The organism is Methanoregula sp., from assembly GCA_026625165.1.
GTDB lineage: Archaea > Halobacteriota > Methanomicrobia > Methanomicrobiales > Methanospirillaceae > MVRE01.
This window is the reverse complement of record CP112999.1, coordinates 218487-240049: the sequence shown is the minus strand read 5'-3', so window position 1 is coordinate 240049 and position 21563 is coordinate 218487. Positions and strand designations below refer to the sequence as shown.

At 55.9% G+C, this 21563-nt stretch carries 27 protein-coding genes; 19 read left to right on the top strand and 8 right to left on the bottom strand.

The features are described 5' to 3' along the window. Window position 1 precedes the first annotated feature (1 nt). The 6 genes from trpD (at window position 2) to OS112_01270 (ending at window position 5158) form a co-directional block, all read left to right on the top strand. Entirely contained in the window at window positions 2-1033 is a 1032-nt protein-coding gene (gene trpD / locus OS112_01295; protein ID WAC05291.1) for an anthranilate phosphoribosyltransferase, read from the top strand. Then, on the top strand, window positions 1030-1785 hold the full coding sequence (locus OS112_01290) for an indole-3-glycerol phosphate synthase TrpC (GenBank protein WAC05290.1): 756 nt from the start codon (window positions 1030-1032) through the stop codon (window positions 1783-1785). Before trpD ends, OS112_01290 begins: the two co-directional genes overlap by 4 nt. Continuing rightward, the gene (locus OS112_01285; protein WAC05289.1) at window positions 1776-2351 is read left to right on the top strand and encodes a phosphoribosylanthranilate isomerase; all 576 of its coding nucleotides are present in this window, start codon (window positions 1776-1778) and stop codon (window positions 2349-2351) included. Before OS112_01290 ends, OS112_01285 begins: the two co-directional genes overlap by 10 nt. A 2-nt stretch (window positions 2352-2353) precedes the next feature. Next, the gene (trpB, locus tag OS112_01280) at window positions 2354-3529 is read left to right on the top strand and encodes a tryptophan synthase subunit beta (protein ID WAC05288.1); all 1176 of its coding nucleotides are present in this window, start codon (window positions 2354-2356) and stop codon (window positions 3527-3529) included. Beyond that, on the top strand, window positions 3526-4314 hold the full coding sequence (gene trpA / locus OS112_01275; GenBank protein ID WAC05287.1) for a tryptophan synthase subunit alpha: 789 nt from the start codon (window positions 3526-3528) through the stop codon (window positions 4312-4314). Before trpB ends, trpA begins: the two co-directional genes overlap by 4 nt. Window positions 4315-4657: 343 nt before the next feature. Further along, complete coding sequence (locus OS112_01270) at window positions 4658-5158, top strand: DUF333 domain-containing protein (protein WAC05286.1); 501 nt, start codon at window positions 4658-4660, stop codon at window positions 5156-5158. A gap of 108 nt (window positions 5159-5266) precedes the next feature. On the opposite strand, the gene OS112_01265 is transcribed toward OS112_01270, so the two are convergent. Genes OS112_01265 through OS112_01255 form a run of 3 tightly spaced genes read right to left on the bottom strand, consistent with a single transcriptional unit; the run spans window position 5267 to window position 7328 of the window. Beyond that, a complete protein-coding gene (locus OS112_01265; protein ID WAC05285.1) occupies window positions 5267-6016 on the bottom strand; it encodes an ABC transporter permease in 750 nt (249 codons plus the stop codon). Next, window positions 6013-6930 carry an ATP-binding cassette domain-containing protein gene (locus OS112_01260; GenBank protein ID WAC05284.1) on the bottom strand — a complete coding sequence of 306 codons (918 nt, stop codon included), beginning with the start codon at window positions 6928-6930 and terminating at the stop codon, window positions 6013-6015. The genes OS112_01265 and OS112_01260 overlap by 4 nt, the downstream gene beginning before the upstream one ends. After that, a complete protein-coding gene (locus OS112_01255) occupies window positions 6927-7328 on the bottom strand; it encodes a metalloregulator ArsR/SmtB family transcription factor (protein ID WAC05283.1) in 402 nt (133 codons plus the stop codon). The genes OS112_01260 and OS112_01255 overlap by 4 nt, the downstream gene beginning before the upstream one ends. A gap of 110 nt (window positions 7329-7438) precedes the next feature. On the opposite strand from OS112_01255, the gene OS112_01250 reads away from it, so the two are divergent. From OS112_01250 to OS112_01205, 10 genes are all read left to right on the top strand, one after another. Next, complete coding sequence (locus OS112_01250) at window positions 7439-7702, top strand: hypothetical protein (GenBank protein ID WAC05282.1); 264 nt, start codon at window positions 7439-7441, stop codon at window positions 7700-7702. 30 nt (window positions 7703-7732) lie between these two features. Next, window positions 7733-7972, top strand: coding sequence for a thioredoxin family protein (locus OS112_01245; GenBank protein ID WAC05281.1), 240 nt, complete (start codon window positions 7733-7735; stop codon window positions 7970-7972). Between the two features lies 1 nt (window position 7973). Next, window positions 7974-8432, top strand: a complete 459-nt coding sequence (locus OS112_01240; protein WAC05280.1) for a putative zinc-binding protein — start codon at window positions 7974-7976, stop codon at window positions 8430-8432. Window positions 8433-8454: 22 nt separating this feature from the next. Next, on the top strand, window positions 8455-8802 hold the full coding sequence (locus tag OS112_01235; protein ID WAC05279.1) for a putative zinc-binding protein: 348 nt from the start codon (window positions 8455-8457) through the stop codon (window positions 8800-8802). Next, window positions 8803-9894, top strand: a complete 1092-nt coding sequence (locus tag OS112_01230) for a permease (GenBank protein ID WAC05278.1) — start codon at window positions 8803-8805, stop codon at window positions 9892-9894. A 156-nt stretch (window positions 9895-10050) separates the two neighbouring features. Continuing rightward, complete coding sequence (hgcA, locus tag OS112_01225) at window positions 10051-11031, top strand: mercury methylation corrinoid protein HgcA (protein ID WAC05277.1); 981 nt, start codon at window positions 10051-10053, stop codon at window positions 11029-11031. After that, window positions 11031-11480: a mercury methylation ferredoxin HgcB gene (gene hgcB, locus OS112_01220; GenBank protein ID WAC05276.1), complete on the top strand. Its 450-nt coding sequence runs from the start codon at window positions 11031-11033 to the stop codon at window positions 11478-11480. The genes hgcA and hgcB overlap by 1 nt, the downstream gene beginning before the upstream one ends. Before the next feature lie 96 nt (window positions 11481-11576). Further along, window positions 11577-12011: a C-GCAxxG-C-C family protein gene (locus OS112_01215; GenBank protein ID WAC05275.1), complete on the top strand. Its 435-nt coding sequence runs from the start codon at window positions 11577-11579 to the stop codon at window positions 12009-12011. A 47-nt stretch (window positions 12012-12058) separates the two neighbouring features. Next, window positions 12059-13240, top strand: coding sequence for an ACR3 family arsenite efflux transporter (arsB, locus tag OS112_01210; protein WAC05274.1), 1182 nt, complete (start codon window positions 12059-12061; stop codon window positions 13238-13240). A gap of 85 nt (window positions 13241-13325) precedes the next feature. Beyond that, entirely contained in the window at window positions 13326-13748 is a 423-nt protein-coding gene (locus OS112_01205) for an arsenate reductase ArsC (protein ID WAC05273.1), read from the top strand. Between the two features lie 25 nt (window positions 13749-13773). Here the strand turns inward: OS112_01205 and OS112_01200 are convergent, their stop codons facing one another. Continuing rightward, window positions 13774-14406: a DUF2115 domain-containing protein gene (locus OS112_01200; protein WAC05272.1), complete on the bottom strand. Its 633-nt coding sequence runs from the start codon at window positions 14404-14406 to the stop codon at window positions 13774-13776. A 181-nt stretch (window positions 14407-14587) separates the two neighbouring features. On the opposite strand from OS112_01200, the gene OS112_01195 reads away from it, so the two are divergent. After that, window positions 14588-15802: an NADP-dependent malic enzyme gene (locus OS112_01195; GenBank protein ID WAC05271.1), complete on the top strand. Its 1215-nt coding sequence runs from the start codon at window positions 14588-14590 to the stop codon at window positions 15800-15802. Between the two features lie 20 nt (window positions 15803-15822). On the opposite strand, the gene OS112_01190 is transcribed toward OS112_01195, so the two are convergent. The 4 genes from OS112_01190 to OS112_01175 all read right to left on the bottom strand — a co-directional run bounded on the left by OS112_01190 (window position 15823) and on the right by OS112_01175 (window position 19345). Beyond that, window positions 15823-16488 carry a hypothetical protein gene (locus tag OS112_01190; GenBank protein WAC05270.1) on the bottom strand — a complete coding sequence of 222 codons (666 nt, stop codon included), beginning with the start codon at window positions 16486-16488 and terminating at the stop codon, window positions 15823-15825. A 165-nt stretch (window positions 16489-16653) separates the two neighbouring features. After that, a complete protein-coding gene (locus OS112_01185; GenBank protein WAC05269.1) occupies window positions 16654-17196 on the bottom strand; it encodes a hypothetical protein in 543 nt (180 codons plus the stop codon). A 219-nt stretch (window positions 17197-17415) separates the two neighbouring features. Continuing rightward, entirely contained in the window at window positions 17416-17967 is a 552-nt protein-coding gene (locus tag OS112_01180) for a hypothetical protein (protein ID WAC05268.1), read from the bottom strand. A gap of 4 nt (window positions 17968-17971) precedes the next feature. Next, entirely contained in the window at window positions 17972-19345 is a 1374-nt protein-coding gene (locus tag OS112_01175; protein ID WAC05267.1) for a PAS domain S-box protein, read from the bottom strand. Window positions 19346-19380: 35 nt separating this feature from the next. Between OS112_01175 and OS112_01170 the strand changes: the two genes are divergently transcribed. Together OS112_01170 and OS112_01165 are read left to right on the top strand one after the other, a co-directional pair. Then, window positions 19381-19662 (top strand): hypothetical protein, encoded by a 282-nt coding sequence (locus OS112_01170; protein WAC05266.1) that lies wholly within the window; start codon window positions 19381-19383, stop codon window positions 19660-19662. After that, complete coding sequence (locus OS112_01165) at window positions 19655-21550, top strand: propionyl-CoA synthetase (protein ID WAC05265.1); 1896 nt, start codon at window positions 19655-19657, stop codon at window positions 21548-21550. Before OS112_01170 ends, OS112_01165 begins: the two co-directional genes overlap by 8 nt. Window positions 21551-21563 lie beyond the last annotated feature (13 nt).

The following is a 21563-nucleotide window of genomic DNA, read 5'->3' as shown; positions in this document are numbered from 1 at the left end:
CATGACCCGGAAGATCCTGTTCAAGGATATCCTTGCAAAGTTAGTGGAACGACAGGACATGGCGCAGGATGAGGCAGCAGCTGCCATGAACATCATCATGGACGGGGACGCAACACCGGCGCAGGCAGGAGCATTCCTTGCCGCCCTGCGCATGAAAGGCGAGACTCCCGAAGAGATCGCCGCGCTTGCCCGCGTGATGAGAGCCCGCGCTGTTACGGTAAAGCCGGTGACGGAAAAACCACTTGTCGACACCTGCGGGACCGGCGGGGACGGTGCACAGACCTTCAATATCAGCACCACCTCTGCATTTGTCGCCGCGGGCGCCGGTGTCCCCATTGTCAAGCACGGCAACCGGGCGATGAGCAGCCGGTGCGGCTCGGCCGATGTGCTTGCCGCGCTGGGGGTCAGCCTTGTCGCCGACCCGGCAGCACAGGCACGGATCGTCGGGCAGGTGGGGATCGCGTTCCTCTTTGCCCCCGCCCACCACCCGGCAATGAAGCATGTGGCTGCAGCAAGGCAGGAGACCGGGTTCAGGACGGTTTTCAACATCCTCGGCCCGTTATCAAACCCTGCCGGGGCACAGGCGCAGCTGCTCGGCGTGTACAGCCCTGGCCTTACCGGCACGGTAGCAGAAGTGCTCAGGCTTCTGGGCCTCTCCAGGGCAATGGTCGTGCACGGGGCCGGTCTCGATGAGATCACGACAACCGGCGAGACGCTGGTATCCGAACTGAATGCCGGCACAATACGGAATTACACGATAACGTGCGATGCGTTCGGCATAAAACCGGCCCTGCCGGGCGACCTCGCCGGCGGGGATGCGGCGGAGAATGCACGGATCCTGCGCTCCGTGCTGGACGGGGAGGCAGGAGCTGCCCGCGACATTGTCCTCTTAAACGCTGCCGCGGCAATCTATCTCGGGGGCCAGGCACAGGACCTTCACGAGGGGATCCGGCTTGCTGAAACGTCAATTAATTCCGGAAATGCCCTCGCCAGGCTCGATGCGCTGATCGAGGCGACCCGGGAGGCGGCATGATCCTCGACGAGATCATCCGGCGCACGGAAAAGCGGGTCGCACGGTTTCCGGCATCGTTTCCTTACCCGGCCCGGCGTGACCATGCCAGCCTTGCCGGCGCGATCCGCAGCAGGAACGGCAGTACTGCCGTAATCGCCGAGATCAAGTGCGCCTCTCCAAGCCGCGGGGTGATCAGGCGCAATGTGGACATGGCGATGATGGCACGCGCACTTTCCGGTGCAGGTTGCGTGGCAATATCTGTCCTGACAGAGCCCTACTGGTTCGGAGGTTCCGCCCGGGACATCGCACAGGTAAAAGACGCGGTCACGTTGCCGGTGCTAAGAAAGGACTTCATCATCGATGCAAGGCAGTTGGAGGAGACCCGTTCGCTGGGGGCGGACGCCGTGCTCCTCATCGCGGCGGTGCTGCAGGACCGGCTCCCGGAGTTTGTTGACGAATCCTTTGATGCAGGGATCGAACCGCTTGTTGAGGTCCACACTGAAGATGAAGCGAAACTTGCGCTCTCAACCCGGGCCGCTATCATCGGGATTAATAACCGTAACCTTGCAACCCTTGCCATCGACCGGTACTCCACGCGCAGGCTCTCGCCCAAAATAAGGTCTTCCGGCAGGCTTGTGGTATCCGAGAGCGGTATGCGGTCAGCTGATGATGTCAGGGAGTTAAAGCCGTACTGCGACGCGTTCCTGATTGGGTCTTCCATCATGTCCCACCAGCATCCGTCAAAAAAACTGGAGGAATTTGTATGCGCATAAAGATCTGCGGGATCACCAGCCCGGCTGATGCCCGTTTTGCCGGCCATGCCGGGGCAGATGCCATCGGTGTCGTCGTATGCTCGCCACGGTCAAAGCGATCGGTTACCCTGCAGCGTGCAAAAGAGATATTTGCTGCCGCCGGCCCTTTCACGACAACGGTTGCCGTAACACATACACGGTCTAAAGAAGAACTCCGCGGGATCCTCGCGATCTGCCCTGATGCTGTCCAGGTGTTTTACCCGTTTGAATTCGCAAATGGCAACGGGGTGAAAGTGATCCGGGCAGTCGGGCGCAACGAACCCCTGCCCGAAGACTGCGATGCGATCATCATCGATGAGAGCCATGGGGGCGGGAAGGCGTTTGACCTCTCCTCTGCCCGTGAAGCCGTCCTGCGCTCGAAGGTCCCGGTCATCCTTGCCGGGGGCCTTGACCCGCAGAACGTGGCCGATGCGATCCGAAAAGTCCGGCCCTACGCGGTCGATGTCGCGACCGGTGTTGAGATCTCCCCGGGGATCAAGGACCATGAAAAGGTCAGGGCATTTATCGCTGCATGCAGGAGTGCGTGATTTTGAAAAAGAAAGGACGGTACGGGACATACGGAGGGCAGTACGTGTCGGAGACTCTTATGGGTGCATTGCTAAAACTCGAAAGCGCATATGCAAAGGTCAGCACCACAAGGGCGTTTTCCCGTGAACTTTCTTCCCTGCTTTCAGAGTATGCCGGGCGGGAGACCCCGCTGACGTTCTGCGCCAATGCGTCCAGGGAGCTCGGGTGCAGGATGTACCTCAAAAGGGAGGACCTCGTGCACGGAGGTTCGCACAAGCTGAACAACACGCTCGGACAGGCGCTGCTCGCAAAACACATGGGCAAAAAAAGGCTGATTGCCGAGACCGGAGCCGGCCAGCATGGTGTTGCAACTGCGATCGTCGGAGCTGTGCTGGGACTCCCCGTCGAGGTCTACATGGGGGAGGTCGATACGCAGCGGCAGGCGCTTAATGTCTTCCGGATGGAGCTGATGGGTGCAAAGGTTATCCCGGTGAAATCGGGTACCCGGACCTTAAAAGACGCGATCAACGAGGCGCTCCGCGACTGGGTGGCAAATGTTGAGCACACCTATTACCTGATCGGGTCGGTTGTCGGTCCGCACCCGTACCCCCTCATGGTCAGGGACTTCCAGTCGGTGATTGGCAGGGAGACTAAAAAACAGGTGATGAAAAAAGAGGGGCGGCTCCCCGACTGCATCGTAGCGTGTGTTGGCGGCGGCTCGAACGCGATCGGGATCTTCTCCCCCTTCTTAAAGGACGATGTGGAGCTCATCGGCGTCGAAGCAGGAGGAGAGGGAATTGAGACCGGTGAACATTCGGCAACGCTCTGCGCAGGAGAGGCGGGAGTGCTCCACGGGGCGCTCTCGTACCTCCTGCAGGATGCGGACGGGCAGGTGCTGCCTACGCACAGCGTGTCCGCCGGCCTCGATTACCCGGGGGTTGGCCCGGAGCATGCAATGCTCAAAGACAGCCGGCGCGTGACCTACACGGCGGTCAACGATTCGGACGTCCTGGAGGCGTTCTCGTTCCTCTCGCGGACAGAAGGGATCATCCCGGCGCTCGAGTCCGCCCACGCGGTCGCGTATTTGATGAAGAACGCGGACCGGTTTGAAAGGGACGATATCGTCGTCATCAACCTGTCCGGGCGCGGGGACAAGGACGTTGCTGAAGTGGCAAAGATGAGGGGGCGTATTCTGTGAGCAGGATCACCCGTGCCTTTGAAAAGAGGGGGAAACCTGCTTTCATCGGGTTTACCGTTGGCGGAGACCCGGACAAGGACACCTGTATCCGGATCGCAAAGGCGCTCATCGACGGCGGGACCGACATCCTCGAGCTGGGCGTCCCGTTCTCCGACCCGGTGGCAGACGGGCCTGAAATACAGAGAGCGGACGACCGGGCGCTTGCGGCTGGCACGACACCGTCAGTCATCTTTGAGATTGTAAAAGAGATCCGCAGGTTCTCCGGTGTCCCGGTCGTGCTGCTCACGTACTACAATATCGTGTACCGGCGCGGCATAGAACGGTTCTATAAAGAGGCGCGGGATGCCGGAGTTGACGGAATTTTAATCGCTGACATGCCGGTCGAAGAGTCGGATGAGGCCTGCGACGCTGCCGGCAGGTACGGAATCGACCCGATCTTTCTTATCACCCGGACGACTTCAGACGAACGGATCAAAAAGATTGCAGCAAAATCCCGCGGATATCTCTACCTCGTATCCGTGCTCGGCGTGACCGGCGTGCGGGACAGCATTGAGACCGGGGCGATCGACCTTTTGGGCCGTGCCAGGAAATACACGTCCCTCCCGCTCGCGCTCGGTTTCGGGATATCGACACCGGACCACGCAAAGGTGTGCGCCAATGCCGGCGCTGACGGGGTGATTGTCGGCAGCGCGATTGTTGCGATTGTCGGGCGTAACTTAGGCCGGCCTGAACTGATGGAACGGGAGCTGAAGGAATATGTGGCACGGATGAAGCAGGTTTTATAGGCTCTGTAGAAAACCTCGTTTCTATTATCCATATTGCCCTAACTTGTTCCAGTGATATCGCATTGTGGGGGATGCGGCAGCGGCGGGAGCAATGTAACTCGAAGACATCCCAACAGATGTCTTCTCGTGCTCCTTTACAGTCGCATATCGAAGATATCCTGATGGATATCTTCTCCAGTTTGCCCTTCCCTGCGTGAACGGCAAACACCCCCAGGAGCTTTAAGAGCTGGGATTTCTAAGCATTTCTACAGAGCCGTTTTATAATTTTTTTATAACTGCAAAAAAATTACTGTCAACCTATTCTTTTTAACAGATTCTTTCCAATACTGGTGATGGTAATATCATGCAGACCAGAACAGGAATTGTCCTTATACTGCTGCTCTGCCTTGCCGCCGCTATCTTCATCGCCGGCTGCACACAGCAGTCCTCACAAGTACCGGCCCCGGGCGCACAACCCACAGCCCCGGCAAAAGCAGGCATGGCTAACCCGGCCTCAGTTTCCTGCGTTGACAAGGGCGGAACCTTAGAGATCAAAAAAGACCCGGCTGGTGCCGAGTACGGCATGTGCAAATTCGCAAACGGTACGTCCTGCGAGGAGTGGGCGCTCTTCCGCGGCGAAGGCTGCAAGGCCGGCGTTGAGCCCCCGGCAACCGCTAAGGCGCCCGGGATGGCAAACCCTGCCTCTGTCAACTGCGGCAAGGTTGGCGGCACGACCGAGATTAAAAAGAATGCCGATGGCAGCGAGTACGGCATGTGCAAATTCACAAACGGCACCTCCTGCGAGGAGTGGGCGCTCTTCCGTGGTGAAGGATGTAAGGCCGGTGGAACGGCAGCTGCAAAATAACACTCATCCTTTTTTACGGTACCTTGCCGGGCTAAAGTGACAATGGCCTGCGGAGTGCAGGAGGCCGGCCGACCTGCGAACAGTTTTAATTCTTTGAATAATTCCCTCTTATAACCCTTTTACCAGGTTCCGGGCCTGGATGAACCGTGCAGCTAGGATGAATACCGCGATCACGATTATCAGTGCAGCGCAATCGGCTGCAGGTGAGAAAGCCGAACTGCCGGTCAGGCCTGTATTGAACAGGTCAACAAGGTACGTGAGCGGGGAGATGTAAGTAAGTATAAGCCCCCAACCGGCCATCTGGCTGACGGGGATGAAAATACCGGAGATGAAGATGAGCGGGAACCGCACAAGGCTTGAGAGCATCATTACATTGGACGGCGTATCCGATGCCGGTGATGCCAGCAGCGTGCCGAGCGCGGCAAACGTGACCGTGCCAAGAAGAAGTGCTGCGAGAAGGATTGCGGGGTTCCCGACAGCCAGGTGCAGGAAAACGCTGCTTATAAGCCACACCAGCGTTGTGATGATAAGCCCGAAGAATGCCCCTGCCGCGATATCCCCGAGGATAATGCTCTCCAGCGTGACAGGATATGAAAGCAGCCGCTCGTAGGTCTTGTCCCGTTTTTCCCATGGGGTGATGAGCGGCCCTACTGAGGATGCGGTGAAAAAGAGGGTCATGGCAAGAAAACCCGGGAAGAACGCCGCAAGGTCGAGGTGCCGCCCGATGAAGAAGGCAAGGAACATGAACAGCGGGAAGAGGAGCCCGAAGATGAATACCGGTGCCTTGTTGTAGTATATCCTGATGTTTTTCTCGGCAATGACAAGGATGCCCCGGAGGAACAGCGGCAGTTCCTTCATGGCCCCTCCGTCAGTTTCACAAATGCCTCCTCAAGGCTCGGCCCGGGTGTCGCAATGGAGGTAATAGTCAGGTGTTCCCTTTCGGCAAGCGTGCTGACAAACCTGACAACGCCATCGGGATTGGTGGTATACAGCCGCCATTTGTCACCAAAGGGTTCCGCTTTTTCAATCGCTTCGTTTTTAAACAACTCCTTTCCCACATTCCGGTCAAATGACACTTCCACTGACTGCGTGGTGTCAAACGTCTTTTTGAGCTGCTCAGGCCTTCCGGTCGCAACAACATTTCCCCTGTTGATGATGCAGACAGTTTCGCAAAGGGAATTTGCTTCTTCGATGTTGTGGGTGGTAAGAAAGATCGTGCTGCCCTGTTGGTTCATATGCCGGATCGTATCGGTCACGAGCCGCCGGCTCTGCACGTCGAGCCCGCTCGTGGGCTCATCAAGGAAGAGGACTGGCGGGCGGTGGATGATTGCGCAGGCGATACTGACCCGCTGCTTCATCCCCTTGGAGAACGTGCGGACTGGATCTGTGCGCCGCTCGTACAGCCCCAGCCGGGCGAGGGTTTCGGAAATTCTCTGCGACCGCACGTCCCGGGGCAGGCCGTAGAACTTCCCGGTCAGGTGCAGGTTCTGCTCCGCAGAAAGATCCCCGTAGACGTTGCTGCTCTCCGGTATGACCCCCATGAGCATCTTTGCATCCAGCGGGTGGCGGTGGATGTCAATGCCCCCGATGCGTGCCGTACCGGAATCAGGTGTCAGCACACCCGTGAGCAGCCGGATGGTCGTGGTCTTTCCGGCACCATTGGGGCCTAAGAACCCGAAGATCTCTTTTTCTTTGACTGCGAGGCTGACATCGTTCACTGCCTTAACGCCGTTAAAATTCTTGAAAAGCCTCAGGGCTTCAATCGCGGTCATGATTCTGCCCGGTTGCTGACATAACCCCTGCCTGTTTCCGTGATATTGTAGATGATCCAGTTCCCGTGGTATTCTCCTTTGATCAGGCCGGCCTCTCTTAGGATGGTGAGATGGTAGGAGAGCTTTGAGTCCGCGATATGGATAAACTCCTTGATTACGCAGACACAGAGCGGCTGGTCTTTGATCAGGTACAGGATTTTCAGGCGCAGGGGATCGGACAGGGCGCGGTACACCCGGCTCATCGCTTTGAGATCCGCATCTTTCGGGAGCCGGGCTGCAAGCGTCTTAATCCCGCCGATACGGTCGAGATCCGACTGGATCGAGTCGGGGATTACTGACTCTTTCTTCTTCCCCTTCCGTGCGGGCGGACCGCAACAGGACCGGGCCGGTCGTGTCATTTCAAATTAATCTGAAATGCAAAAGTATATAATCCTACCCTGTGCACCCTATTTCAACAAAATTTGAAATTCCGATTGAAAAGCCGGAGGTTGAATTCAGGAGATGAGACATGGATAACGGCAAGACACCGTGCTGTGCGGCAGATTCGCTCCGGCGTATCCGAAAGGTACAGATTAACGGGATCATGACTGGTCTCACGATGCTCGACGAATGCATCGCAGAGGTAAAGACACAGAGGCTGCAGAATGAGGCAGAGATCCGTTCGGCGCTGCTGAAACGGGTGAAGGTATTCAATTATATCCCTCCGAATGTCGAGGACGAATATGCCCGTGTCATCCTTGAAGAATTCCATAACCATGGCGCAGGGACATAATGCCGGCCATCCCGTACAGAGTGTGAAACCATGACAAAAATCGAAATTATCGGAACCGGCTGCGCCAAGTGCAAACGGCTTTTTGCCAATGCCGGGCAGGCAGTAAAGGACCTGAAGATCACTGCGGATGTGGTCAAGGTCGATGATATCGATGAGATCGTAAACCGCGGGATCATGATGACACCGGCCCTCTTCATCGATGGCAAGGTGCGGGCGGAAGGCCGGGTGCCTGACGTGAATGAGATTAAAGCCATGCTTACGGGGGGATAGAATGACGGAGATACCATGTTCATGCGGACAGAACGAACCAAAGCGGATCATTTTTCCCTGTGCAGGGCAGGCAAATGTCGGGCAACTGACCAACCTTGCGGCTCTCCAGCTGACGGAAGAGGGCTATGGGAACATCGCCTGCCTCGCGCTGCTCGGCACCGGTTCCGAGAGCCTTCTTGCCAATGCGATGAACGCTGACGAAGTCGTCATCCTCGATGGCTGCCCGATGATCTGCGCTAAGAAGATCGCGGGCGCACAGGGCGTTGCAGCCGGACAGCATCTTATCATAACCGGGCTGGGCATCACCAAGGGGCCGTCGAAAACCTATACGGCTGACGACATTGAGAAGGTCGTTGCCGCATGCTGGAAAGGCGAAGGCCGGAAGAAGGGGGCTGCAGCGCCGGAAAAAACCGGTCGGAAAGATAACGGGTGTGGCTGTGGGTGCGGCGGGACCTGCTGATGCATTCCAGGATTATAAAAAAATGACCTCTGCGCTCGTCACCTGCTCCGGTCTCTCGAATACCGGCAGACTCACCACCCAGGCCGCCCTCACCCTGCTCCAGCGCAGGCCGGGGCAGTATATCTGGATGCATGCCAGGCAGCCCGCTGCGACACTGGAGAGCGGAGTTATCGATGCGGACCGCGTGATCGTCCTTGACGGATGCACCGACTGCTGCGCGAACAGGAGACTTGCTGCTGCGGGTCTATCACCCCATGTCCACATCATAGCTACCGGACTTGGTATCGGGAAGAACGGAATGGCTGAAGTGCGGCTGGATGAGATTGAGCAGGTAGTATGCGCGGTCATGGAGAACGGGGGTGAGACGTAAATGTACGAAGACCTGGTGCTGAAAGGGCTGCTTGGGGGCGTAACTGCGCTTGCCGACTACCTCTCGGCGCACGTGCTCACCTGCCTTGTCCCGGCATTCTTTATTGCGGGTGCGATGAATGCACTCCTCCGCAAAGAGGCGATCACGAAGTATCTTGGTGAGAAGACCCCGCTGTACAAGGCTTACCCGGTCGCCGTTGTCTCCGGCCTTCTCCTTGCCGTCTGCTCCTGCACGATCCTTCCCCTCTTTGCCGGGATCAAGAAGAAAGGTGCGGGGATCGGGCCGGCAATTGCTTTTCTCTACACAGCCCCGGCCACCAATATCCTTGCGATCGCGTTCACGTGGAGCGTGATCGGAGCGGATTTTGCAATCGCCCGTATCGTTCTCTCGGTCACGTTTGCGATCATCATCGGCCTCATCATCTCAAAGCTCTTTGCAGATACGACGCCTGCGGCAGCAGCAGTTCCTATTGCATGTGCCTGTGCTCCCACTACGGAACCGGATGCAGCAACGGGCCAGAGAGATGTAATCCTGTTCATCGGAACCCTTGTTGCAATCCTCTTTGTCGGCACCTGGAGTATCTTTCTGGAGAACAGACTGGCAGGGATACCTCTCCGGTTCCTCGTGCTCCCTGTGCTTATCCTCGTCATTGTTATCGAGGCGCGGAGGTGGTTTACCCGGGATGAGCAGCGTGCCTGGCTTGAAGAGACCTGGTCGTTCATGCGAACGATATTCCCCCTCCTCTTTATCGGGATCTTTGCCGCAGGGATAATCAGTGCGCTCCTGCCGGAAGGAATTCTCGGTACATACCTTGGGTCGAATACCGTGTCCGCAAACTTAATCGCGGTGCTCTTCGGGACGTTCATGTACTTCCCGACGCTCGTGGAGGTGCCCATGGCGAAGATGTTCCTGGATTTGGGCATGGCAAAGGGCCCGCTTCTTGCGTATGTCCTTGCCGATCCGGTCATCTCCCTGCCGAGTATCCTTGTCGTCCGGAAGTTCATGGGCACGAGGCAGACCATTGCGTATGTACTCCTGATCGTGTTCTTCTGCACACTCGCCGGGCTGATCTATGGATCCTTTGTCGGTTGATAAAAAGACAGGAACTGGGGACCGGGATACACTATGACAGGAATTGACGGAAAAGAACCAAACGCCGGAACCAAAAACACCCCTCCATCGGGTTGCTGCTCCTGCACGCCGCAAACGGAACCATCCCTATGCTGCCCGCCCACTTCTGCAGGAGACATGTCCCCGATCCGCTCCGCATACAGCACCATCAGCTTCGCCAACCGGCTCGACCATTTCCTTGCCCGTCTGGGCTGGAAGCGGGAGAGTCGCCGGGTGGAGCCCGGCCTGTACCGGCTCGGGACCCCGTCACCGGAGTCCCCGGTCTTTGCATCGGCAAACTACACGCTAAGTTTCGATGCCCTCCGGTCTGCACTTGCCGGAGTTGATGCGTGGATCCTTGTACTTGACACAAAAGGGATCAATGTCTGGTGCGCTGCCGGCAAGGGGACGTTCGGGACCGATGAGCTTGTCAGCCGGATCCAGTCTGCAGGTCTCGCATCTGTGGTCAGCCACCGGAAGATCATCGTCCCCCAGCTCGGGGCACCGGGGATCTCGTGGCCGGAAGTGATGCGGAGATCAAAATTCCTTGTCGAGTACGGCCCGGTCCGGGCAAGGGATCTTTCGGAGTACCTGAAAACGCATACGGCGACGCCGGCAATGCGCCGGGTGCAGTTTCCGTTCAGGGACAGGATTGTCTTAACACCGGTGGAATTTGCCCATGCAGCGCTCCCGACGGTTGTTGCGGCAGTGTTCCTCTGGTTTGTCGCCGGACCGGTCGCTGCTTTTGCAGCAGTATCCGCAGTCCTTGCAGGGACAGTGCTCTTCCCCGCACTCCTGCCATATATCCCGACACAGGACTTTTCAACTAAAGGGCTGATCCTTGGCGGTGTCGTTGCCATCCCCTTTGCAGTTTCCTTCGGGACCGCTCCTGCACTGCCGTTCTGGGCAAACGCACTGGCAGCGGCAACACCGCTGCTGGTTATGCCCCCAGTGACCGCGTACCTTGCACTCAATTTTACCGGATGCACGACTTTCACGTCCCGGACCGGTGTAAAAAAGGAGATCTTCCGGTATGTGCCGGCCATGGCCGTGATGGCCGTCCTTGGAATCATTGCCGGAATAATTCTTGGAATAAGCCGGATGCCCGGGGTGCTGTAATGTTCAACTTCCGAAGAACTGAGCGTAGCGATGTTCGAGGAAGAGAAGGGGTGCATCGGCCGACCTTCGATTTCAGAGCGGGTTACCAGAACCCCGGTGGGGAGAAGAGTCCATCGGGACTCTTCGATTCATACACCGAAAACACGCTCCGGTACTATCCCGAACGGTGCATCAACTGCAAACGCTGCACGCAGGTCTGCCCCCACGGGGTCTTTGAGGAGGGCGCGGATACGGCAGTACTTGCCAGACCATCCGCATGCATGGAATGCGGCGCCTGCGCCCTCAACTGCCCGGTACAGGCAATTGAGGTCCAGAGCGGTGTCGGGTGCGCATGGGCAATGATCGGCGCAGCCCTCCGGGGAAAGGATATGGACACGGAGTGCAGCTGCGGCGGGGAAGACGGCACCTGCTGTGCCTCCCCGAAAGAACGGGGATGCCCTGATGAATGAGTACAGTGACGGGCTAAAAAAAAGCAGCAGTTAACTGACGATCCTCAAAGTGAATATGATAAGGGGCGGGACAATAATATCAAAATGAGAAATACCATGGCAAAATCCGATGATGCTCTGGCCGGTTTCATGAGTGGATTCACCTGCTCCGCAGCAGTAGTATCCGCCTTTTCAAGAGACCTGGACCTTGATCCTGATACTGCAAAGAAGATCGCCTGCGGATTCGGTGCGGGGATTTCAAAGACCGGCAATATCTGCGGGGCGGTGTCGGGGGCGATCATGGTGATCGGGCTCAGGTACGGTAAGGTAAATCAGGGCGACGATGCGGCAACCGAGAAGACACGGGCGCTCACCCGGCAGTTCATGCAGGAGTTTGCAAACCGCCACGGTTCGGTCAACTGCACGGAACTACTCGGGTATAACTTAAGCAGACCGGAAGAATTTGCAACGGCACGTGACACCGGGCTGTTTGTAACCCGGTGCCCGGAATTCGTGCGGGACGCAGCTGCAATCCTTGAAAGAATTCTGTGACCCAAACGGGAGAGAGGAAAAAAGGAATCAGTGTCGAGGGAGGAAGAATGATGCCTGAATCCAATGGAGCCAAAGAGCCAAAAGGGCTGGGTTTCTTCGAGAAGTACCTGACCGTATGGGTAGCCCTCTGCATCGGCATTGGCATCCTGCTTGGGCGGTTTGCACCGGAGACCGCAAAGTACCTCGACAGCCTCTCCGTCTTTATCGGAGAAGCGCCGGTCGTCTCGATCCCGATTGCGGTCTGCCTGTTTTTCATGATGTACCCCATCATGGTGAAGATCGATTTTGCCGAGGTCCTCAAAGCAGGTAAAAACATCAAACCCGTCAGCCTCACCCTCCTTGTCAACTGGGCGATAAAGCCCTTCACCATGTACGCGATCGCACTTTTTTTCCTCGGGACCCTCTTTCTTGCATTCATCGGCCCGGACGCGGTTGATCTGGTAAAGATGCCGTTTTCGCTCGACCTCCCCGTCGGTGCCACGTACGGTGTCGGGACAGTGGTGATGGAAGGAGGAGTAAAGATGCTGGAAGTCCCTCTCTGGCGGAGTTACCTTGCCGGGTGCATCCTCCTTGGGATTGCGCCGTGCACCGCCATGGTGCTTGTCTGGGGATACCTTGCAAAGGGAAACGACGGGCATACCCTTGTGATGGTGGCGATCAACTCGCTTTCCATGCTCTTCCTCTACGGCCCGCTTGGTGGATTCCTGCTCGGAGTGGGCCAGCTCCCCGTCCCGTGGGAGGCACTCGCCCTTTCCATCGCGATCTATGTCGCCTTCCCGCTTGTGGCGGGATACCTCTCGAGAAAACTGGTCATAGGGGCGAAAGGTGAGGAATGGTTCAACAAAAAGTTTGTCCACTATCTCACGCCCGTCACCATCACGGCACTCCTGGTCACGCTCGTCCTCCTCTTCAGCTTCAAGGGAGAGGTAATACTCACGCAACCGCTCACAATCCTCTGGATCGCGATCCCCCTCTTTATCCAGACCGTGCTCATATTCACACTGGGTTACGTCCTTGCAAAGAGAATTCATCTCACTTATGAGGATGCAGCGCCCTCCGCGATGATCGGGGCGTCGAACCATTTCGAGGTGGCGATCGCGACCGCAACAATCCTGTTCGGGCTTTCATCCGGGGCTGCCCTTGCGACAGTGGTAGGCGTGCTGATCGAAGTGCCCACGATGCTCCTGCTGGTAAAGATTTGCCTGAGAACAAGAGGCTGGTTTGCTTAAACCTGAACCGGGATCTCATGACAGCATGGGAATATATCCAGAAAGACTGGTACAGAGAATAAGATACTAAGGGAGATTGTTCCATATGACAAAGAAAACCCGGGTCCTTTTTATCTGTACGGCAAACGCCGCCCGTTCCCAGATGGCGGAGGGCTACCTGCAGGCAAAGTATGGTGACAGGTATGAGGTATATTCCGCAGGCACAAAAAAAGCACGGGTCAGCGCCCGTGCGATCGATGTCATGCGCGAGATCGGGATCGACATCAGCCATCAGCATTCAAAGACTCTTGATGAAGTCTCAGGGATGGAATTTGATATCGCGGTAACCCTCTGCGACAACGCTCACCGGATCTGCCCGGTCATTCCCAATGCCGGGACAACGATCCACCAGGGATTTTTTGATCCCCATCTGACCCCCGGTAATGATATGGAAGTGCTTGCCGGGTACCGCAGTGTACGAAACGAGATCGTTGCATGGATCGATGAGATGTTCAGGACGAGGGCCTGACCGCGCCCGTCCATGGTCATTAAACCTAATTTTCCTCGCTCTGCTTTGCCGGGCAGAAGTTGCAGATCGAATGCGGGACTTCCTTTTCTTTGTCACGGATCAGGCAGTAGTATTCGCTGCCCCGTTTTTCCACGGTAAACCCGCCCGGAAACGGCATCCCGACCGGGTGGCCGGGCTCATTTAGGACAAACATTGCAAACGCCGCGATGAGGTAATAGAAGAGACGGTTCCGTGGATGTACAAAATGAGGGTATATTTCCGACCGGTCGTCCTTGACAAAACACCCTGCAGGCAGCATGTCGCAGAATGCGCAAAAGGCCGGCCGGTCCTCTATCGGCCCTTTCAGCCGGTCAAGGCCGCCGTTCCGGAACAGCGCGAGGATCCGGTGGTGCGTCCCGAAGATCTGGTCAAGGAAATACGGCCGGATCCGTTCGCGGTAGGGGGAGGGCAGCCGGGCAATCTCGTTGTTCAGGCGCCCGCCAATTACCTGCAGCTCAAAGAGGGAATACCTCAGCACCTCGCGGGCGATGACCACCCCGAGTTCGCCCCGGCTCTGCGCTTCTTTGAGTTGCAGGGAGATTGCATGGATATGTGCAGCATCCTCCGGGACCTCCTCCATGAGCGCTGCGCCCGTTCCCCTTTCGTCCCGTCCTGCCACAGATGATCGTTCTGTACTTGGCGTTTTAAATAAGACATAGTTTATGTTTAAAAACATCTGTTGGCTCATGCGAACGCAACGATGGCCGCGCCCAGATTTCTTGTGATTTTGGTGTGATGCTATCTCACAACAACAAGATTCATGGCTTTCAATTACGTTCAATAGAAATGAGGAAGGGGGCATGAAGCGCGGGCAAAACCAGAGAGATCTTTTTACCGGATCCCTCAAACTTCATGAAAAATTCCACGGGAAGATTGAGGTCCACTCCAAGGTGCCCCTGGTCAGCCGCCGCGATCTTTCACTTGCCTATACCCCCGGAGTAGGCGCGGTCTGCAAGGCGATACACCAGGACAGGAACCTTGCCTACCGGTATACCCTGAAGGCAAATACAATCGCCATCGTCACCGACGGCTCCCGCGTCTTATCACTTGGAAATATCGGGGGGTATGCCGCAATCCCGGTCATGGAGGGCAAAGCCCTGCTTTTCAAAAAACTTGCCGATATCGATGCGTTCCCGATCTGTTTTGAGAGTTACCACACGGAATTTGCAGACGAGATCAAGAATATCGCACCGGTCTTTGGCGGGATCGCGCTCGAAGATATTGCAGCGCCCAAGTGCTTCGAGCTCGAGGAGGCCCTCCAGGGAATCGGCATTCCGGTGATGCATGATGACCAGCACGGCACTGCCATTGTGGTGCTTGCAGCGCTCATGAACGCATGCAAGGTGACAAAAAAACGGTTCGAGGACTTAAATATTGTAATCAGCGGCTCCGGGGCGGCAGGGTTTGCAATCATCCGGATGCTCGCGGGGATCGGGTACAACCCGGACCTTTTCCCGCGTGTCAACGATATCATCGTCTGCGACAGCCGGGGGATCATACACCGGCACCGCGAGGGGCTCTATGGCAACAAGTACAAGTTCATCATGGCAGAGGAGACGAACAAGGACGGGCGGAAAGGCTCGCTTGCCGATGCAATGGAAGGCGCGGACGTATGCATCGGCGTCTCGGTGCCCGATATCATCACGCCAAAGATGGTCCGGGCCATGAACACCGACCCGGTCATCTTTGCGCTTGCCAACCCGTCACCTGAGATCCACCCCCATGACGCCCTGCTCGCGGGTGCGGCGGTTGTCGGGACAGGAAGGGGTGAATTCCCCAACCAGATCAACTATGCCCTTGCATTCCCCGGTATATTCAGGGGGGCGCTTGATGTCTGCGCCACACGGATTTCGGACGAGATGAAAGTGGCGGCAGCCCATGCGATCGCCAACTATGTCAAACGGCCGCGAAAAGACCGGATCCTGCCCCGGGTCCTGAACCGGGACGTGGTCAAAACCGTGGCACAGGCCGTCCGCGAGGCTGCAGTCGTTAGCGGGTGCGCACGGACACTTTAAAAAACAGGAGCCGGAAAAAATTATTTTTCCCTTTTCTTACCGGAAACAAAGAACAATGCAGTACTTATAAGCGCGATAAGTCCCGCAACCAGGCAAAAACCTCCTGCCCGTGTGGGGACGGGGACAGGCGCAGTTTTTTCGAGTTGGGGGGTGGTCCCGGGGAGCACTGTATTTACCGGATTACCTGCAGGGGCAGCAACCGGCTGGCTGATAGTGACTACACCTCCTGGGACTGGCATGCCGCTGTTGTCGAGTTCCTGCACCATGAGCAGCGTGATGGTGGCGCCGGCATTATCAGCAGGGACGCTGCCCACGATGCTGACCGAGACTGAGACGTCGCGGTCCGTGGGGTATGACAGCAGGTAGCCGTTCACAAACATGGCGCTTCCTCCGGCAGACTGTTGTGCTGCCGGAATTCCATCTAAATAGACCTGCATATTCCATGTGGTATTCATCATCCCTGTCTGCATCTGGAGCGAGTGCCCCTTCACAAACGTTGTTGCGCCCGACGGGATGAATGCAATTTTTGCGTCCACCCACTGGTCCATTGCCGGTACCAGTGGGATTGTTGCAGGAGAAAGAACTGCATCCGACAGTACCAGTGTTGCACCGACAGGGCTGCTGAGAAGGGTTATCGCGGCAAGAACCCAGCAGGTGACCGCAAAACGGGATAAAAATGGAGTCATTCCGGCACCTCGTGAGAGAGATATGTCATAATTAATCCTTTTTGGTACCGGTTGCCTTTAAACCAGACGATAGGAAAAACGCCGGAAAAACCATTCCGGGATATCCGGCTCTACAATAAAAACGGCCAAATCACCAGTCTATAAAAAAATTAAAACCGGGTTTCTTTATTTTTTCCTGTTCACTGCGACGAACACGACAAAAAGCGCCAGCACCCCGCACACCAGCGCCGGCCCGGGCCCGGGGGTGTAGGTCTCTTTTCGTGTCGGCGTGGCAGATGTCACCGTGGTCGTCTGCTCAGGGGTAACCTCTGCCTGCGTCTGCACCAGCGTCGGGGGCGGGGTTTCGGGGGTCGGTGTTGGCACAAATATCTGGTATTTTTTGCTAATGCCTGTACCTGAAATGGGCTGGGCGCCGGAGTCCCATTCCTGAACCCTGATGATGGTCTTATCCTGTGTCTGGAACACATCAGGAGCGGTCCCTTTTAACTGGACATTGAGCTCAATCTGTCTCCGTACGTAACTCAGTGTCCAGCCATCGATCCGGACCCGCGACCCGCTCTTTGTAACAAGAGGCGAGGTAACCGCAGGGACATCTTCCACAATATCGGTTTTTGTCACAACCCATGTCGCATTTGAGAGTTCGGTATACATGTCAAGGGTACTCTGGCTGTTAAACGACCCGATATGGACCTTATATGTAACGGTCATTGGGGTCCCGGGGGAGACCGGCCCATCGCCGGGTTGTATTACCAGACCCTGCACATCCCATCCTGATACAGCCTGTACTGAGACCAGCAAAAATAAAAAAAAAGGCAAAACGCGATAAAAAAATCCTGAAATACTCATAAAAAACCTCAATGTACCTCAACCCGATAAATGTAACGATTTCTTTGTAAATTTAATTACGTTTCATGCTGTTAATTACTGTCACCCGGTATCAAGGATGTTATCCACAAATGTCGTGAGCTGGCTGAGGAGCTGGGGGTCCAGCCCTTTCTCGGCTGCAAGGAAAATTCCTGATATATTCAATAGCCTGAGTTTGTTGGTCACAAAATGTATGAATTTTGAGATATTGGGTGAGGAAAGGTATATGAGCATGGTGCTGACCGAATCAAAGAGGATGCAGACGTTCCTTGTAGACAATTCTTTTAACATCTCGGTGACCGCAATGCCAAGGTCTGTCAGGTTAGCCGGGTTGTTGACATACCGGACTGCCCCGGGGATATTTTCAACGTTTCCCAAAGAACTCCGGGTTACTGCATCAACAAAGGAGACCTGTGCCGGGTCAATACCATGCTCTTTGTAGAGCTTGGCAAGGACACTGTAAGGGAAATTTGTCGTGATCACCAGCGTATGGTAGCCCATGGATGAAACATCGCGGATGATCTCGATGTTTCGCTCGCGGATCTTTGCGGGAGACGTAAGGACCAGAAATATTTTGTTTTTTTCCAGTTCTTCCTTGACAAACAGTGCGGGCATTACATCACTCTTCCAGAAACTTCCGGTACGCTTCTGGGATCTGTTCGTCTTTTTCAGCAATCGCCTGCTGGAAGTCGACAATATTGGTCAGGATCTGGCTTGAGTTCCTGATTTGTGTCTCAAGGATAATGCAGATCTCTTCCTCGCTGAGTTTTCCTCCCCGTATCATCTTCACCGTATCCTCGAGGTTCTCCCTTACGATCTCAACAGGCTGTTTCAGACGCATCGCCATCTCCCCGATATAGGCAACGAGGGCCTGTTCTGCCTTGCGCTGTTCGGTGATGTCCCGTGCAATCGCGATCTCCCGTTTCTGCGTACCACCGTCAATCTCCCGTGTATTCCACGCGAGGATCCTTTCCATCCCCTTTTTATTGACAATTTTGGTTTCGAAGTTCTCGAAGTACCGGTCTTCTTTGATGATCTTTGTTATCCGCCTGGTAATACCCTGCCGGTATTCCGGATCGGGATACAGCTGCTTCCAGATGTCCCGTTTTTTAATGACTTCCCCTTTGGTATACCCGGTAATTGCTTCCGCAGCCTTGTTCCAGACAAGGACATTTCCCTGTGCATCCAGAACCGTGATCAGGATGTTTGCATTTTCGATCACGCTCTCCTGGAACGCGTCAAGGTCCCGCTGCCTGGTGATGTCCCGCCCTATCGTGATCTCACGGGCCTGTGCACCTGCATTTATCTCCCGTGTGTTCCACCTTATAATGCGCTTCTCGCCCGCTTTTGTGGTGATGGTCGTATCAAGATTTTCAAAAACCCTGCGTTCTTTGATAATACTGCTGATCCATGTCGTGATTGTGCGCCGGTAATCAGGATCGGGATACAGCTGTTTCCAAATGTCCCGCTTCCCGATCACTTCGTCCCGCGAATATCCCGTAATTTTCTCTGCCGCCTGGTTCCAGACAAGTACATTGCCTTTCCGGTCAAGGACCGATATCAGGACGTTGGCATTTTCAATTATGCTCTCCCGGAATTCATCCAGTTCCCTGGTCCGGGTGATGTCAAGGCCGATGGTGACGATCTGGTATTTACCATCTTTTCCAGTTACCTCATTGGTGTTCCACCTTATGATGCGCTTCTCACCGGATTTTGTGCGTATCGTCGTTTCAAGGTCTTCAAAATAATTGCGGGCTGCAAGATTGCTTGTGATTTTTTTAGTGACCTCGCCGCGGTATTTTGTATCAGGGTAGAGGAGTTTCCATACGTCGGAACTTCCGATCACTTCATCGGAAGTGTACCCGGTAATCTTTTCGGCAGCATGGTTCCATGCGGTAACAACCCCGTGCCGTTGAAGGACAATGATCATGACAAGCGCATTTTCAATCACTGCCGATTCGATACATCCCGTTTCCTTGTTTATACCTGGCATTTTCCCCCTCATCCGCACGAGATTCCGGCGTATAGATGTCCGTGAAAAAAACCGGACCTGACGCTTTGGACCTTCTGAATACGGTTATGGGAAATTGCACTGTTGAGGTATATATAGAAACCCTTGTTTTCCGTGGTATTTTGACCGGTTTGATGCCGCTTTCGTATTCCGCCGCCTCTGTGCCGGGCATTCCCCGGGCCGTTGCCTTCGGATGGTGGGCGATTCCCCCCACTGTATCGGATACACAAAGAAAAATCTATGAGCCCTGCGATCCTTCGTTAAAAGAAGGCGTTGAGGAGAGCATGTTCCATGGGTAAAGGGTATAATGAAGTCTACCGGCAATCGATCGAAGAGCCGGAACAATTCTGGGGAGAAGCTGCACAGGCAGTCCGGTGGGAAAGAAAATGGGACCGGGTGCTCAACGCGGATAACCCGCCATTCTACCGGTGGTTTGAAGGCGGGGTGGTCAACACCTGTTATAACGCCCTTGACCGCCATGTCGAAAACGGGCGGGCGGACCAGCTCGCACTTATCTACGACAGCCCGGTGACAAAAACGGTTAAAAAATACAGCTACCGCGAGCTCCGGGACCTTGTCGCCCGTTGTGCCGGGGGGCTCGTGCGGCTCGGGTTACGGAAAGGCGACCGGGTCATCATATATATGCCCATGGTCCCGGAGGCCGTGATCGCGATGCTCGCCTGCGCCCGGCTCGGTGCAATCCATTCGGTCGTCTTTGGGGGATTTGCATCGCGGGAGCTCGCCACCCGTATCGAAGATGCACGTCCAAAGATCATAATCTCAACATCCTGCGGGATCGAGGTAAAACGGATCATCCCCTACAAACCGCTCCTTGATGAGGCAATCCGGATGTGCACCCATAAACCCGATGCCTGCGTCATCGTCCAGCGCCCCCGTGGGCGCGTTGACCTGATCGCAGGGAGGGACCATGAATGGACGGAGATCATGGACTCGGAGCCTCACCCGTGCGTTCCTGTCGCTGCGACCGATCCGCTCTACATCCTGTACACCTCCGGCACCACCGGAAAACCCAAGGGTGTACTCCGTGATAACGGCGGGCACCTTGTTGCCCTGAACTGGAGCATGAGCGCGATCTACGGGATGTCGCCCGGCGAAGTGTACTGGGCTGCGTCAGATATCGGCTGGGTTGTGGGGCATTCCTATATCGTCTACGCCCCGCTGTTCTATGGCTGCACCACAATCCTTTACGAGGGCAAGTCCATAGGCACGCCTGACCCGGGTGCGTTCTGGCGGGTCATCGAACAGCACAACGTTTCCGTTCTTTTCTGCGCACCGACAGCATTCCGGGCAATCCGCAGGGAAGACCCCGAAGGGAAGTACGTAAAAAAGTACGACCTTTCGAAATTCCGGATGCTCTTTTTAGCCGGTGAACGGTGTGATCCCGACACACTGCGCTGGGCAGAACAGCAGCTGAAAGTGCCGGTCATCGATCACTGGTGGCAGACTGAGACCGGCTGGGCAATCGGGGCAAACTGTGCCGGGCTCGGGCTGTTCCCGGTAAAACCCGGTTCCTGCACAAAACCGGTACCGGGTTATGATATCGGGGTGATGGACATGGACGGGAAACCGGCAGAGCCCGGGCAGCAGGGCAACATCGTGGTAAAATCACCGCTTCCCCCGGGATGCATGACCACGCTCTTTTGTGCCGATGAGGACTTTGTCAGGACGTATTTCTCGATCTACGAGGGCTTCTATTTCACTGCCGATGCCGGATATATCGATGCGGACGGCTATCTCTGGATCATGGGCAGGACAGACGACATCATCAATGTCGCCGGTCACCGGCTCTCGACCGGCGCGATGGAGGAGGTGCTCGCATCCCATCCCGACGTGGCGGAATGTGCGGTCAGCGGAGTTCACGACCCGATCAAGGCGGAGGTGCCGGTCGGATTTGTGGTTCTCAAGGCGGGAAAGGAGCGCAAACCCGATGAGCTCGAACGTGAGCTCGTCAGGATGGTGCGCGAGCGGATCGGCCCAATTGCCTCGTTTAAGGAGGTGCTTGTCGTAAAAAGGTTACCCAAGACGAGGTCTGGCAAGATCCTGCGGGGCACCATCAGGAAGATCGCTGACGGTGTGCCGTATAATGTGCCCGCGACAATCGATGACACGGCCATCCTTGACGAGATTAAGGAGAGCCTTGTACTCAAAGGTTTCCCGAAACATTAACGGGCACGAACGC